The following is a 13,632-nucleotide window of genomic DNA, read 5'->3' as shown; positions in this document are numbered from 1 at the left end:
GATTGAATTCACGGCGGGATTTTCTTATGCCGGTCTTTCAAGCCAGAGGAATCTCCTGCTTCTTGGCAAGGGCATCGATGTCTTGCCATATCGTCATTTGATTCAACAGACGGGTGGCAGGGTCCAGCATGGGATTCAGGTTGAAAAAGCGCTCCAGGGCAGTTTCATCAAAACTGCTGTGTTGGGAGAAATTGATCCTGCCATATTGCTTGCGAAACGCATGCAATAGATCTGCCGGCGTATCCTTGTGCCAGGATTGCATGAGACCGCCTACCATCAGCGCGGTATCCGTGGTTTGTTCCAGTGAGCGCGGGCTGCGTGAGCTGGCGACATCGCGATAATCGAGCAGGCGCGGGAAATAAAATTTCTTGATCCAGGATGCCGGGATGCCGCCCTCGCGTTGCAAGATGCCACTGCGCCACAGCTTCCAGCTTTTCTCTGCTTCATTGTCAGAGACAAAGTGTGTGTCAGCCTTGAGTACGCAGTCTTCCCCCAATTCTATTTCCAGTATCACTGGCAAGCCTGCGGCAACTGCAATGTTTTCCAGTTCCGGCATCTGGGGTTTTTCACCATGCTGGTTTTGCAGTGCATTGACGAATTCTCCCAATACCTGCTGGTGCTCATGATGCAGGCTGCTGGTTGCTTTGCAAAAGGCGGCGCAAGCGGCAAAATAAGCCATCAGTTCACCAACCATGATGCCGCCTGCGGGCGTAGCTGCTTCTTCCTGGAAGCTTTGGCGCGGCATGTCTGCTGCCAGGCCCTGGCGCAGGATGGGGTACAGCTGGGTCGAGATACAACCAAATTTGACGTGGCTGCCAGCGGCAAGTTTAAATTCTGACATGGCGGCTCAGGCTTTCTTGAACAGGGTGAGGACGTGTTCCGGCGGACGTCCTATGGCCGCTTTGTTCTGGTAAGTGACTATCGGTCTTTGCAGCAGGTGCGGGTGGGCCGCAATGGCAGTCAGGCCAGTTGCCGCATCCGCGCCGGCCAGATTCAGGCTGGCATATTCAGCTTCGTTATTGCGCAGCATTGTCTGAATGTCATCATTGATTTCACCACCGGCATCAGCATTGCCCAAAGCAGCCAGCAGGCCTTGCAATTCCTTAAAGCTCAAAGGAGTTTTTTGGTAATCAATGACTTGCAGTGGTATTTGAGTTTCGTCTGCATGCGCCTGCACCAGCGCCAGGGTTTCGCGCGATTTTGAGCAACGTGGATTGTGGTAAATCGTAATCATGTATCTATCATCATTCTATGGTCTTGTCACGTCAACATGGCGCAGAGCCTGTTGCAGAATTAAGCTGGCGTTGTTGTGTCTGGCCGGGAAAGCCGGGCCGCCTTCATTCTGCATCAGCTCTTCCTATAAATTTATATTCCTGGAAATTTAAGTTCCATCCCAAACAATACCAGCAGGCCCAGAATTGCAAAAACTGCGGCAGCACACCAGCGTACGTATTTGAAAGGGAAATTCGGTGCAGCAATCTTGCCCAGAAATACAGCTGGTACATCAGCAATCAGCATGCCCAGTGTGGTCCCGGCGATGACCATCGTCAGGTCAGAATATTTGGCGGCCAGCGCGACTGTCGCCAACTGGGTTTTGTCACCAATTTCAGCGATGAAAAAAGTCACGCAAGTCAGCATGAAAACACCATAGCGGCTTTCGCTGATGCCGCCATCATCCATCTCATCCGGCTTCAGCGTCCATGCAGCAATGGCTAAAAAAGACAGGCCCAGCAGATAGCGCATGACAGTAGCATCAATATGCGTGGCGACCAGTTGCCCGACCAGACCAGCGAGGGTGTGGTTGGCCAGTGTCGCGACCAGGATGCCTAGCACGATAGGGCCAGGTTTTTTATAGCGGGCAGCCAATAGCAGTGCGAGCAATTGTGTTTTGTCACCAATTTCACCAACGGTGACAGCGAGTGCAGAGACGAGAAAAGCTTCCATGAGAATAGGCGGGATGGGGCAGTTTGTCCGATGACAGTTACATCCCGCCCCATCCCTGGTCAGCAGAAACATAACTATCAAAGGTCTTGCCCAATACAATCGCCGCACTTGCGGCAAATCGTATCAAACGCACCATGACCAGATGGCCAAGTATGTTGATGCGTTTTCCCCGGATTTAACCGGAGCAGGCTACTCCCCAATGAAAGAGAAACAGGATTATAACGCATAGCTGACCCCAGGTCAGCTATTGCTTTGATTTGACGATGTTTTACTGGTCCGTCAGATACCTGCTTGCTACACTGACAGACATACAATTTAGCTCATTTTGAGGCCAGCTGATGACAGTATCTCTTTCCAGTTATTTCATGAGTTTCTGGTCCGCCGCTGAATTGCATGCCAATGTCATTATCTTCCTGAATCTGACTGGCGCCATGCTATTGGGTTTTGTGGTTGGCTATGAGCGCTCTTATCATGGGCGTGCTGCCGGCATGCGGACTTATGGCCTGGTATGCATGGCATCGGCAGCCCTGGTGGTGATCGCCGGTTACCCTGATTTCTGGTTTGGCGGGCGCGCGCTTTCTCCTGTCAATCTCGATCCTTCACGTACCATACAAGGCATAGTCACCGGCATAGGTTTTCTCGGTGCCGGCGTCATCATGCGCGAAGGATTTACCATCAGCGGTCTGACAACTGCTGCGTCTTTATGGGCTTCGTCAGCCATAGGCGTGATGGTTGGCGTCGGCTTTTATGCCGCTGCGATCCTGCTGGCGTTTTTGTCAGCGGCCTGCATGATCTGGGTATCCATAATTGAGACCTGGCTGCCTTCTCGGCCAGCGGTGGCGATCACCATGCAGTTTCGCCAGGGCTATATCCCGCGCGAAGATGTCCTGCGCAGTATGGCGCTTGCGCGTGGCTATGAAATTGCGACAGGTACCCTGAACATCAGTTGCAAGGAAGGGCGCTCTGAATGGCGTTTCGTGGCAGTCGGCCTGAGCCGCAAACTGGCAACGCGCATCAGTGAGCTGTCATTGGAACTGGGGGCGTTTGAGGGACTGGAGTTTTACCAGATTGCACACGCCAGAAACTAAATTGCAGGGATCATTTAGAGCAAACATAGGGCAAACAATTTAAGCGTCAGCTTTTTCTGGCGCTGTCACAGGTACGCCCAGCATGCCCTGCATGAAAATCTGTGTCACCAGTACAGCAAAGTCGGCATACGAGATTTTGTCTGCATCCTGGTGTGGTTTGAGCCAGGTAAAGGTCCAGTTGATCATGCCAAACAGGAGCATGGTGATGGCGCTGCGGTTTTGTGCTGTGGTACGGTCTGGAAAGCTGCGCTGTATCGAGCCAGCAAACAATTCGACGATTTTTCTTTGCGCATCGAGTATCAGCTTGCGCTGCGGCTCTTCCAGGAATTTCACATCATTCAGTAAGGCGATATGACGGGTCTGTGAATGCTCATATTCCGCCAGGAAGGCCGCAATCAGCGCTGGCAAGTCATGATGACTCTCCGCCAGACGTATCAGCACTTGCGTATAACGGTTCAGCAAATCAAACAAAATGGCTTCTTTGCTGGGGTAGTAGTGGTACAGCCTGGCTTTCGAGGTACCGCAGGTCTGCGCCAGTACGCTCATGGAGGTGCCGGGGTAGCTATAGTTGGCAAAGGCAGTCGCCGCCTTTTCCAGGATATCGTCGCGCTGCAATTGATAATCGGATGCGAGGGTGCGGGCCATGGCTAGCGTGTGTAGTAGGGTGTCAACATCATACCTTGAGCTTGGACGCAATGGTGATTGTAGGAAAGTTGCAACAAAGGCATGGCGGTGCCGCAAGTTGTCTCATCTGCTGCGGATTTTTACCGTAACTTTTTAATACATATGATTTTATAAATAATGAATAAAATCAATTATTTAGAAAATTTTTCGGTAAATCCCACTTCTGTTTGAGTAAGAAATTCTCAAAAGGGTGTTGACAGTTGGGTCGAGTATCTCCATAATTCGGGGTTCCCTGCGGAGAGGTGGCCGAGTGGTTAAAGGCGACAGACTGTAAATCTGTTCTCTTACGAGTACGCTGGTTCGAATCCAGCCCTCTCCACCACAGGTAAAGAATTGAATTTAGAAATTAGCGGCTGAAGCGGTGGCCTTTGCGGGTGTAGCTCAATGGTAGAGCTGAAGCCTTCCAAGCTTATGACGAGGGTTCGATTCCCTTCACCCGCTCCAGTTTTACTTGCGCGGGGTTTTGCGCAGCAAGCTGCCCTTGTAGCTCAGTGGTAGAGCACTCCCTTGGTAAGGGAGAGGCCACGTGTTCAATCCACGTCAAGGGCACCAAGGTTATCTGGTGTTTTCAAGTCTGATTTGTCGGGCGCGTGCCTGAGCATTCTCATCAAAATCGTTAGGAGTCCAAAATGGCAAAAGGTAAGTTCGAGCGCACCAAGCCGCACGTCAACGTCGGTACAATTGGTCACGTTGATCACGGTAAAACCACACTGACAGCAGCGATTGCAACAGTCCTGTCGAAAAAATTCGGCGGCGAAGCTAAAGCATACGACCAGATCGATGCAGCACCAGAAGAAAAAGCGCGCGGTATTACAATCAATACAGCCCACGTTGAGTACGAAACAGCCGGTCGTCACTACGCCCACGTTGACTGCCCAGGCCATGCTGATTATGTTAAAAACATGATCACTGGCGCGGCTCAAATGGACGGCGCTATCCTGGTTTGCTCCGCAGCAGACGGCCCAATGCCACAAACTCGCGAACACATCCTGTTGGCCCGTCAAGTTGGCGTTCCATACATCATCGTATTCCTGAACAAATGCGACATGGTGGATGACGCTGAGTTGCTGGAACTGGTTGAAATGGAAGTTCGTGAATTGCTGTCCAAATACGAATTCCCAGGCGATGATCTGCCTATCATTCAAGGTTCCGCTAAACTGGCCCTCGAAGGCGATAAAGGTCCTCTGGGCGAAGAAGCCATCATGAAACTGGCTGATGCACTGGATTCCTATATCCCGACACCAGAACGTGCTGTCGATGGCGCCTTCCTGTTGCCAGTAGAAGACGTATTCTCCATCTCCGGTCGCGGTACAGTTGTTACTGGCCGTATCGAACGCGGTATCGTCAAAGTTGGCGAAGAGATCGAAATCGTCGGTATCAAAGACACAGTCAAAACAACATGTACTGGCGTTGAAATGTTCCGCAAACTGCTCGACCAAGGTCAAGCAGGTGACAACGTCGGCGTATTGCTGCGTGGTACAAAACGTGAAGATATCCAGCGTGGTCAAGTGTTGGCAAAACCAGGCTCCATCAAGCCTCACGCCCACTTCACAGGCGAGATCTATGTTCTGTCCAAAGATGAAGGTGGCCGTCATACACCATTCTTCAACAACTACCGTCCACAGTTCTACTTCCGTACAACGGACGTAACTGGTTCGATCGAGTTGCCGAAAGACAAAGAAATGGTCATGCCAGGTGATAACGTATCTATCACTGTTAAATTGATCAACCCGATCGCGATGGAAGAAGGCTTGCGCTTCGCTATCCGTGAAGGTGGCCGTACAGTCGGTGCTGGCGTTGTTGCTAAAATCATCGAGTAATAAATAAGTAGTAAAATGCAAGCCTTGTCTGATTCGTTCGGGCAAGGCTTGTAGTAAATGTCAAGATGTAGGGGTGTAGCTCAATTGGCAGAGCGTCGGTCTCCAAAACCGAAGGTCGCGGGTTCGATTCCCTCCGCCCCTGCCACCATCAAGGCCGCTGGCCACCGAAAGTAAATAAAGTATGTCTAATCATCCCGTTCAAACAGTCAGTACATCCAATGACAAGTACAAAGTCATTCTGGCGGTAGTGGCTGCAGTTGCCGGTGTTGCTGCTTTTTATATTCTCGCTGGACAGGCAACGTGGATACGTGCCATCGCTTTGGTAGTGGGTTTGTTGGTTGCTGTTGGATTTATCGCAACTTCTGAAATGGGTCGCGATTTTGTCAGCTTTGCAAAAGAAGCTGTGCGCGAAACTAAAAAAGTTGTCTGGCCAACCCGCAAAGAAGCGGGGCAGATCACTGCCGTAGTATTCGGCTTTGTTCTTGTGATGGCGCTTTTCCTGTGGGGCACCGATCAGTTGATCGGATTTGTGTTGTATGACGTAATCCTCGGATGGAAAAAATAATGAGCGAGAACATTCAGGAAAACGAAGAAGGTACAGCACCAGCGGTGTCTGTACCTAAAAGTGCTAAAAGATGGTACGCCGTGCATGCTTATTCCGGTATGGAAAAGAGCGTGCAACGTGCATTGGTGGAGCGTATAGAACGCGCAGAGATGCAAGACAAATTCGGTCAGATTCTGGTTCCGACTGAAGAAGTGATAGAGCCAAAGAATGGCAAGAAAGTCGTCACTGAGCGTCGTTTGTTCCCCAGCTATGTATTCGTTGAAATGGAAATGACTGACGATACCTGGCATCTGGTAAAAAACACCAGCAAGGTAACCGGTTTTATCGGCGGCAAATCAAACAAGCCTTCCCCGATACCACAGCACGAAGTCGACAAGATCTTGCAGCAGATGCAAGAAGGCGTTGAAAAACCAAGACCAAAAGTCTTGTACGAAGTAGGCGAAGTAGTCCGTATCAAAGATGGTCCTTTCACTGACTTTAACGGCAATGTCGAAGAAGTCAATTATGAAAAGTCCAAAGTACGCGTGACAGTCACTATTTTCGGCCGTGCTACACCAGTAGAGCTGGAATTCTCCCAGGTTGAAAAGGTTTAACAGGATTCACGTTTGACTAGTACGTAACAAAGCAATTTGTTGAAACTGGTTAGAGCGTTGGCTGTGGTACTACAAACGTAATACAGGCAATTCTCAGCAGGCGGAGGAGCCTGTTGGTATGAAAAAATACCGGCAGGCGCTACTACTCATTTTTTGAAGGAGCCAAACATGGCAAAGAAAATCATTGGTTTTATCAAGCTGCAAGTGCCAGCTGGTAAAGCAAACCCATCCCCACCTATCGGCCCAGCTCTGGGTCAACGTGGTCTGAATATCATGGAATTCTGCAAAGCGTTCAACGCGCAGACCCAAGGTATGGAACCAGGCATGCCTATTCCTGTTGTGATCACCGCATTTGCTGACAAGTCTTTCACATTCGTGATGAAGACGCCTCCAGCAACTTACATGATCAAAAAAGCAGCTGGCATCACTAAAGGTTCTGCAAAACCACATACAGACAAAGTTGGCAAAATTACTCGCCAGCAAGCTGAAGAAATCGCGACAGTTAAACGCGCTGATTTGACAGCAGCTGATATGGACGCAGCAGTGCGTACTATTGCTGGTTCTGCTCGTTCCATGGGCATCACGGTAGAGGGTCTGTAATGGCTAAGTTATCTAAAAAAGCAAAATTGCTGGCAACGAAAGTTGACCGTCTGAAAGTGTATCCATTTGACAATGCTATCGCTTTGATCAAAGAATGCGCAACAGCAAAATTCAACGAATCCATCGACGTATCCGTCCAACTGGGCGTTGATCCTAAGAAATCTGATCAAGTTGTTCGTGGCGCAGTTGTATTGCCAGCTGGTACAGGCAAAACAGTACGCGTAGCCGTATTTGCACAAGGTGCAAAAGCGGAAGAAGCGAAAGCTGCCGGTGCTGATATCGTTGGTATGGAAGATTTGGCTGAACGCGTTAAAGCTGGCGACATGCCATTTGACGTCGTTATCGCTTCTCCAGACACTATGCGTATCGTTGGTACTCTGGGTCAGATCCTGGGCCCACGCGGTTTGATGCCTAATCCTAAAGTCGGTACAGTGACTCCTGACGTAGCTACTGCAGTTAAAAATGCAAAAGCTGGTCAAGTTCAATACCGTACAGACAAAGCAGGTATCATCCACACAACAATCGGTCGTAAGTCGTTTGCTGATGGTGACCTGAAGTCCAACCTGGTTGCACTGATCGAAGCTTTGAACAAAGCTAAACCAGCATCCAGCAAAGGTGTGTATCTGCGTAAAGTATCCATCTCATCCACTATGGGTGCAGGTGTACGTGTAGATCACGCTAATCTGGCAGGCTAAGAATTAAGTCCCTGCATCTTTTGATGCAGGGCGCATCTTTGGGCTGGATGTTTTGAACAAACATCCAGAGTGTCAAAGACCGTTGGGCCGAGTGTGTGAGTGTAGTTTTCAAGCATGAGGTTAATATCTGAAGAGCAATCAACAGGTCCCAACGCAGATGGTGTACCCGAACAAGTTTTGTAGTGATTACTGGTCCCCCAGTGAAACTCCTAACTTCGGACGCCGTGTTCGAAACGATATGAGGGAAGTACATCATTCCGGTGTATGGACTGAATATCATTAATGGAGGTTGACCGTGAGTCTCAATCTGAATGACAAAAAAGCCGTCGTCGCTGAAGTCTCTGCAAAAGTAGCAACTGCACAGACTATCGTCGTGGCCGAATATCGTGGCATCCAGGTCGGTCATTTGACGCAATTGCGTGCTAGCGCACGTGCTCAAGGCGTATACATGCGTGTGTTGAAAAACACATTGGCACGTCGCGCTGTTGAGGGAACTGCATTTGCAAGTCTCGCTTCTGAAATGACTGGTCCGTTGATTTATGCAATCTCGGAAGATGCTGTTGCTGCTGCTAAAGTCGTTCAAGACTTTGCAAAAAGCAATGACAAACTGGTTGTTAAAGCGGGTAACTATGCAGGCAAATCGCTGGATAAAGCTGGCGTTGTCGCATTGGCAAGCATTCCTAGCCGTGAAGTATTGTTGGCGCAAGTGGTTGGCATGATGCAGGCTCCTGTATCTGCTTTCGCACGTGCTCTGGCAGCCGTCGCAGCACAGAAAGAAGCAGGTTCTCCTGCAGCACCAGTAGCTGAAGAAGCTGCTGAAGCTGCCGCAGAATAAGTTTTTTTCCGTCAAATACCGTATCAATGTAAATAATTAATTGGAGTTTCAAATGGCACTTAGCAAAGACGATATCCTGGAAGCCGTAGGCGCGATGTCCGTAATGGACCTGAACGACCTGGTAAAAGCTTTCGAAGAAAAATTTGGTGTTTCCGCAGCAGCAGTAGCAGGCCCAGCAGCAGCCGGTCCAGCAGCAGCAGTTGAAGAACAAACAGAATTCAACGTAATTCTGACTGAAGTTGGCGCAAACAAAGTTGGCGTCATTAAAGCAGTTCGCGAAATCACTGGTCTGGGCTTGAAAGAAGCTAAAGACGTAGTTGATGGCGCACCAAAAGCAGTTAAAGAAGCAGTTTCCAAAGCTGATGCTGACGCAGCTAAGAAAAAACTGGAAGATGCAGGCGCGAAAGCCGACATCAAGTAATTCAGGTATCATGGCAAGTCTTCGGATTTGCCCAAGTCAAAGACAGGAATCCTCTTGGAAGAGAGGGTTCCTCTTTGGCTTCTTTGTCGTTCAGGGTTGTTTAGCTGTTTATTAAGACCAAGGGTTGAGACTTGAGGTTTTTTTGTCACAGAGTTGCTAGGTTTTATTTTTGTGACAAGAATCCTGAATTCTCTATCCTTCCTTGCCACTCACGGAGTGTCCATGCACTACTCATTTACTGAGAAGAAGCGTATTCGTAAATCTTTTGCGAAGCGCGCCAACGTCCACAACGTTCCGTTCTTGCTGGCGACTCAAATCGAGTCGTACCAGAGCTTTTTACAAGAAGACAGAACACCGCCAACTCGTAAGAACGAGGGTTTGCAGTCTGCCTTCACCTCGATTTTCCCTATTGTTTCGCACAATGGGTTCGCACGTCTTGAATTCTTGTCCTACGTTTTAGGCGATCCTGCGTTCGACGTCAAGGAATGTCAATTGCGTGGCCTGACTTATGCATCGCCTTTGCGTGCAAAAGTTCGCCTGGTCATTCTGGACAAGGAATCACCAACCAAGCCGGTTGTCAAAGAAATGAAAGAACAGGAAGTCTACATGGGCGAATTGCCTTTGATGACAACCACTGGTTCTTTTGTCATCAACGGTACTGAGCGCGTTATCGTTTCTCAGTTGCACCGTTCCCCTGGCGTGTTCTTTGAACATGACCGCGGCAAGACACATTCTTCCGGTAAATTGCTGTTCTCGGCAAGGATCATTCCTTACCGTGGTTCTTGGCTCGACTTTGAATTCGATCCTAAAGACATCCTGTTCTTCCGTATTGACCGTCGTCGCAAGATGCCAGTCACTATCTTGCTGCGTGCTATAGGCATGAGCAATGAACAGATTCTGGCCAATTTCTTTGTCTTCGATAATTTCAATCTGCACAGTGATGGCGCAGAAATGGAATTCGTTGCAGAACGTCTGCGTGGCGAAGTTGCCCGTTTTGACATCAGCGACAAAGACGGCAAAGTCATCGTTGCCAAAGACAAGCGTATCAATGCCAAGCATGTACGTGAGATCGAAGCCGGTGGTATCAAGCACATCTCCGTGCCTGAAGACTACCTGCTGGGTCGCGTCCTGGCCAAGAACATCGTTGATGCAGACACTGGCGAAGTGATTGCCAATGCCAATGATGAGCTGACAGAAGAATTGCTGGGTCGTTTGCGCGATGCCAAAGTCACTGATATCCAGACTTTGTACACCAATGACCTGGATCAGGGTGCTTACATTTCCCAGACTCTGCGTGCTGATGATACAGCTGACCAGATGGCTGCCCGCGTTGCCATCTACCGCATGATGCGTCCTGGCGAACCACCAACAGAAGATTCTGTTGAAGCCCTGTTCAATGGCCTGTTCTATAGCGAAGACCGTTACGATCTGTCCGCAGTCGGCCGCATGAAGTTCAACCGCCGTATTGGCCGTGATGAACTGACAGGCGCCATGACTTTGTCGAACGAAGACGTATTGGCCGTGATCAAGATCCTGGTTGAGCTGCGCAATGGCCGCGGCGAAGTCGATGATATCGATCACTTGGGTAACCGTCGCGTACGTTGCGTTGGTGAATTGGCTGAGAACCAGTTCCGTGCTGGTCTGGTACGTGTTGAACGTGCTGTCAAAGAGCGTCTGGGTCAGGCCGAAGCCGACAACCTGATGCCGCATGACCTGATCAACTCCAAGCCTATCTCTGCTGCGATCCGTGAGTTCTTCGGTTCTTCACAATTGTCCCAGTTTATGGATCAGACCAACCCATTGTCAGAAATCACGCATAAGCGTCGTATTTCCGCCCTGGGACCTGGTGGTTTGACACGTGAGCGCGCCGGCTTTGAAGTCCGCGACGTTCATCCAACCCACTATGGCCGCGTCTGCCCGATTGAGACACCAGAGGGACCAAACATTGGTCTGATCAACTCGCTGGCTCTGTATGCTCGCCTGAACGAATACGGTTTCCTGGAAACACCATACCGTAAAGTGGTTGATAGCAAAATCACATCTCAGATCGATTACCTGTCTGCGATTGAAGAAGGTCGTTACATCATCGCTCAGGCGAATGCGACGATTGACGGCGAAGGCAAACTGATCGATGAACTGGTCTCTGCCCGTGAAGCTGGCGAAACGATCCTGGTATCCCCAGAGCGTATCCAGTACATGGACGTTGCTACCGGTCAGGTGGTTTCTGTTGCGGCATCTTTGATTCCGTTCCTCGAACACGATGATGCGAACCGTGCGTTGATGGGTGCCAACATGCAACGTCAAGCTGTTCCTTGCTTGCGTCCAGAAAAAGCATTCGTCGGTACAGGTATCGAACGTACTGTGGCAGTTGATTCCGGTACAACAGTACAGGCACTGCGTGGCGGTAAAGTTGATTACATCGATGCGGGCCGTATCGTTATTCGTGTGAATGATGCTGAAGCACAGGCTGGTGAAGTCGGTGTGGATATTTACAACCTCATCAAGTACACCCGTTCCAACCAGAACACCAATATCAACCAACGTCCTATCGTTAAAGTTGGCGATCTGGTTGCTAAAGGTGACGTATTGGCCGACGGCGCATCGACAGATCTGGGTGAGTTGGCCCTGGGTCAGAACATGCTGGTCGCGTTCATGCCTTGGAATGGTTATAACTTCGAAGATTCGATCCTGATCTCTGAAAAAGTTGTGGCTGATGACCGCTATACCTCGATTCATATCGAAGAGTTGTCAGTTGTTGCCCGTGATACCAAACTGGGTGCGGAAGAAATCACACGTGATATCTCCAATCTGGCTGAAAACCAACTGGCACGTCTGGATGAGTCCGGTATCGTCTACATCGGTGCTGAAGTAACAGCTGGTGATACCCTGGTCGGTAAAGTGACACCAAAAGGTGAAACTCAACTGACACCAGAAGAAAAACTGTTGCGCGCCATCTTCGGTGAAAAAGCATCTGACGTTAAAGATACTTCCCTGCGCGTGCCTTCCGGCATGGTAGGTACAGTTATCGACGTACAAGTGTTCACCCGCGAAGGCATACAACGCGACAAACGTGCACAACAGATTATCGATGATGAATTGAAGCGCTATCGTCTCGATCTGAACGATCAGTTGCGTATTGTTGAAGGCGATGCATTTGAGCGTCTGGAACGTATGCTGGATGGCAAGATCGCTGACGGCGGCCCGGCCAAACTGGCTAAAGGCACCAAGATCACCAAGGAATACCTGGCCAGCGTGGATAAATACCACTGGTTCGATATTCGCCTGGCATCTGATGAAGCAGCCAATGCACTGGTCGCGATGAAAGATTCCATCGCTGAAAAACGTCATCAGTTCGATCTGGCTTTTGAAGAAAAACGTACCAAGCTGACGCAAGGCGATGAATTGCCGCCAGGCGTACAAAAAATGGTCAAGGTTTACCTGGCTGTTAAACGTCGCTTGCAACCTGGTGACAAAATGGCGGGTCGTCACGGTAACAAGGGTGTGGTTTCCCGTATCGTGCCTATCGAAGACATGCCTTACATGGCTGACGGTACACCAGCAGACATCGTGTTGAACCCACTGGGTGTTCCATCACGTATGAACGTTGGTCAGGTTCTGGAAGTGCATCTGGGCTGGGCAGCGAAAGGTCTGGGCTTGCGCATAGGCGAAATGCTGAAAGCCAAAGCCAAGGTAGAAGAACTGCGTGATTTCCTGAAGAAGATTTATAACGAATCTGGCAAGAAGGAAGACATCGACGGCTTCTCTGACGCTGAGATCCTGGAATTGACGAACAACCTGAAGCATGGCGTGCCATTTGCAACACCGGTATTTGACGGTGCGCATGAAGATGAAATCCGTCGCATGCTGGATCTGGCCTTCCCTGACCATATCGCCGCGCAACTGGGTATGACACCATCGAAAAACCAGGTCACCCTGTTTGATGGCCGTACTGGTGAAGCGTTCGAGCGTAAAGTCACACTGGGTTACATGCACGTTCTGAAATTGCATCATCTGGTTGATGACAAGATGCATGCACGTTCGACCGGTCCTTACTCTCTGGTCACGCAGCAACCACTGGGCGGTAAAGCTCAGTTCGGTGGTCAGCGTTTCGGTGAGATGGAAGTCTGGGCACTGGAAGCTTACGGCGCGTCTTACGTCTTGCAAGAGATGTTGACAGTCAAGTCGGATGACGTGAATGGCCGTACCAAAGTGTATGAAAACCTGGTCAAGGGTGACCATGTGATCGACGCCGGCATGCCTGAGTCCTTCAACGTTCTGGTTAAAGAAATCCGCTCTCTGGGTATCGATATCGATCTCGAACGTAGCTAAGAAGTTTAGTTTTTTGTAATTGCGTAGCAAAGTCATCGCCCGGATAGCATTCGGGCGA

The 13,632-nt window shown here is 49.8% G+C and carries 13 protein-coding genes, 4 tRNA genes and 1 riboswitch; of the genes, 13 read left to right on the top strand and 4 right to left on the bottom strand.

What is annotated here, in order from left to right; genetic code table 11:
• Positions 1 to 37: 37 nt before the first annotated feature.
• From ACO0LI_RS08275 to ACO0LI_RS08265, 3 genes are all read right to left on the bottom strand, one after another.
• Positions 38 to 841 (bottom strand): hypothetical protein, encoded by an 804-nt coding sequence (locus ACO0LI_RS08275; RefSeq protein ID WP_423032198.1) that lies wholly within the window; start codon positions 839 to 841, stop codon positions 38 to 40.
• Between the two features lie 6 nt (positions 842 to 847).
• Complete coding sequence (locus ACO0LI_RS08270; protein ID WP_423032196.1) at positions 848 to 1,234, bottom strand: arsenate reductase family protein; 387 nt, start codon at positions 1,232 to 1,234, stop codon at positions 848 to 850.
• Positions 1,235 to 1,365: 131 nt separating this feature from the next.
• Positions 1,366 to 1,944, bottom strand: a complete 579-nt coding sequence (locus tag ACO0LI_RS08265; RefSeq protein ID WP_423032194.1) for a TMEM165/GDT1 family protein — start codon at positions 1,942 to 1,944, stop codon at positions 1,366 to 1,368.
• Between the two features lie 92 nt (positions 1,945 to 2,036).
• Positions 2,037 to 2,154, bottom strand: a riboswitch (yybP-ykoY riboswitch).
• A gap of 128 nt (positions 2,155 to 2,282) precedes the next feature.
• Here ACO0LI_RS08265 and ACO0LI_RS08260 point away from each other — a divergent pair.
• Positions 2,283 to 3,032 (top strand): MgtC/SapB family protein, encoded by a 750-nt coding sequence (locus tag ACO0LI_RS08260; protein ID WP_423032192.1) that lies wholly within the window; start codon positions 2,283 to 2,285, stop codon positions 3,030 to 3,032.
• Positions 3,033 to 3,071: 39 nt separating this feature from the next.
• On the opposite strand, the gene ACO0LI_RS08255 is transcribed toward ACO0LI_RS08260, so the two are convergent.
• Positions 3,072 to 3,677 (bottom strand): TetR/AcrR family transcriptional regulator, encoded by a 606-nt coding sequence (locus ACO0LI_RS08255; protein WP_423032190.1) that lies wholly within the window; start codon positions 3,675 to 3,677, stop codon positions 3,072 to 3,074.
• A gap of 275 nt (positions 3,678 to 3,952) precedes the next feature.
• Here ACO0LI_RS08255 and ACO0LI_RS08250 point away from each other — a divergent pair.
• The 12 genes from ACO0LI_RS08250 (at position 3,953) to rpoB (ending at position 13,574) form a co-directional block, all read left to right on the top strand.
• Positions 3,953 to 4,038, top strand: a tRNA-Tyr gene (locus ACO0LI_RS08250).
• Positions 4,039 to 4,086: 48 nt separating this feature from the next.
• A tRNA-Gly gene (locus ACO0LI_RS08245) sits at positions 4,087 to 4,160 on the top strand.
• Between the two features lie 33 nt (positions 4,161 to 4,193).
• Positions 4,194 to 4,268 (top strand) — tRNA-Thr (locus ACO0LI_RS08240).
• 77 nt (positions 4,269 to 4,345) lie between these two features.
• Complete coding sequence (tuf, locus tag ACO0LI_RS08235) at positions 4,346 to 5,536, top strand: elongation factor Tu (protein ID WP_423018072.1); 1,191 nt, start codon at positions 4,346 to 4,348, stop codon at positions 5,534 to 5,536.
• A 69-nt stretch (positions 5,537 to 5,605) separates the two neighbouring features.
• Positions 5,606 to 5,681, top strand: a tRNA-Trp gene (locus ACO0LI_RS08230).
• Positions 5,682 to 5,717: 36 nt separating this feature from the next.
• Positions 5,718 to 6,101, top strand: a complete 384-nt coding sequence (secE, locus tag ACO0LI_RS08225; RefSeq protein ID WP_422949022.1) for a preprotein translocase subunit SecE — start codon at positions 5,718 to 5,720, stop codon at positions 6,099 to 6,101.
• Entirely contained in the window at positions 6,101 to 6,694 is a 594-nt protein-coding gene (gene nusG / locus ACO0LI_RS08220; RefSeq protein ID WP_422949021.1) for a transcription termination/antitermination protein NusG, read from the top strand. The genes secE and nusG overlap by 1 nt, the downstream gene beginning before the upstream one ends.
• A gap of 168 nt (positions 6,695 to 6,862) precedes the next feature.
• Positions 6,863 to 7,294: a 50S ribosomal protein L11 gene (gene rplK, locus ACO0LI_RS08215; RefSeq protein WP_186956792.1), complete on the top strand. Its 432-nt coding sequence runs from the start codon at positions 6,863 to 6,865 to the stop codon at positions 7,292 to 7,294.
• The gene (gene rplA / locus ACO0LI_RS08210) at positions 7,294 to 7,989 is read left to right on the top strand and encodes a 50S ribosomal protein L1 (protein WP_186956790.1); all 696 of its coding nucleotides are present in this window, start codon (positions 7,294 to 7,296) and stop codon (positions 7,987 to 7,989) included. The genes rplK and rplA overlap by 1 nt, the downstream gene beginning before the upstream one ends.
• A 295-nt stretch (positions 7,990 to 8,284) precedes the next feature.
• The gene (gene rplJ, locus ACO0LI_RS08205; protein ID WP_186949960.1) at positions 8,285 to 8,824 is read left to right on the top strand and encodes a 50S ribosomal protein L10; all 540 of its coding nucleotides are present in this window, start codon (positions 8,285 to 8,287) and stop codon (positions 8,822 to 8,824) included.
• A 52-nt stretch (positions 8,825 to 8,876) separates the two neighbouring features.
• Positions 8,877 to 9,245: a 50S ribosomal protein L7/L12 gene (gene rplL / locus ACO0LI_RS08200; protein WP_423031079.1), complete on the top strand. Its 369-nt coding sequence runs from the start codon at positions 8,877 to 8,879 to the stop codon at positions 9,243 to 9,245.
• Between the two features lie 222 nt (positions 9,246 to 9,467).
• Entirely contained in the window at positions 9,468 to 13,574 is a 4,107-nt protein-coding gene (rpoB, locus tag ACO0LI_RS08195) for a DNA-directed RNA polymerase subunit beta (protein WP_422949018.1), read from the top strand.
• Positions 13,575 to 13,632: the final 58 nt, after the last annotated feature.

The sequence above is a fragment of the Undibacterium sp. Tian12W genome, assembly GCF_049339405.1.
GTDB lineage: Bacteria > Pseudomonadota > Gammaproteobacteria > Burkholderiales > Burkholderiaceae_D > Undibacterium.
Note: the sequence above shows the minus strand (reverse complement) of the source record. Positions and strands in the feature narration are given on the sequence as shown.

Bases quoted from the DNA above. Each gene is read 5' to 3' on its own strand.
- ACO0LI_RS08270 (WP_423032196.1), bottom strand. From the start codon at position 1,234: ATGATTACGATTTACCACAATCCACGTTGCTCAAAATCGCGCGAAACC.
- tuf (WP_423018072.1), top strand. From the start codon at position 4,346: ATGGCAAAAGGTAAGTTCGAGCGCACCAAGCCGCACGTCAACGTCGGT.
- rplL (WP_423031079.1), top strand. From the start codon at position 8,877: ATGGCACTTAGCAAAGACGATATCCTGGAAGCCGTAGGCGCGATGTCC.
- ACO0LI_RS08275 (WP_423032198.1), bottom strand. From the start codon at position 841: ATGTCAGAATTTAAACTTGCCGCTGGCAGCCACGTCAAATTTGGTTGT.
- ACO0LI_RS08265 (WP_423032194.1), bottom strand. From the start codon at position 1,944: ATGGAAGCTTTTCTCGTCTCTGCACTCGCTGTCACCGTTGGTGAAATT.
- rpoB (WP_422949018.1), top strand. From the start codon at position 9,468: ATGCACTACTCATTTACTGAGAAGAAGCGTATTCGTAAATCTTTTGCG.
- rplK (WP_186956792.1), top strand. From the start codon at position 6,863: ATGGCAAAGAAAATCATTGGTTTTATCAAGCTGCAAGTGCCAGCTGGT.
- ACO0LI_RS08260 (WP_423032192.1), top strand. From the start codon at position 2,283: ATGACAGTATCTCTTTCCAGTTATTTCATGAGTTTCTGGTCCGCCGCT.
- nusG (WP_422949021.1), top strand. From the start codon at position 6,101: ATGAGCGAGAACATTCAGGAAAACGAAGAAGGTACAGCACCAGCGGTG.
- rplA (WP_186956790.1), top strand. From the start codon at position 7,294: ATGGCTAAGTTATCTAAAAAAGCAAAATTGCTGGCAACGAAAGTTGAC.
- ACO0LI_RS08255 (WP_423032190.1), bottom strand. From the start codon at position 3,677: ATGGCCCGCACCCTCGCATCCGATTATCAATTGCAGCGCGACGATATC.
- secE (WP_422949022.1), top strand. From the start codon at position 5,718: ATGTCTAATCATCCCGTTCAAACAGTCAGTACATCCAATGACAAGTAC.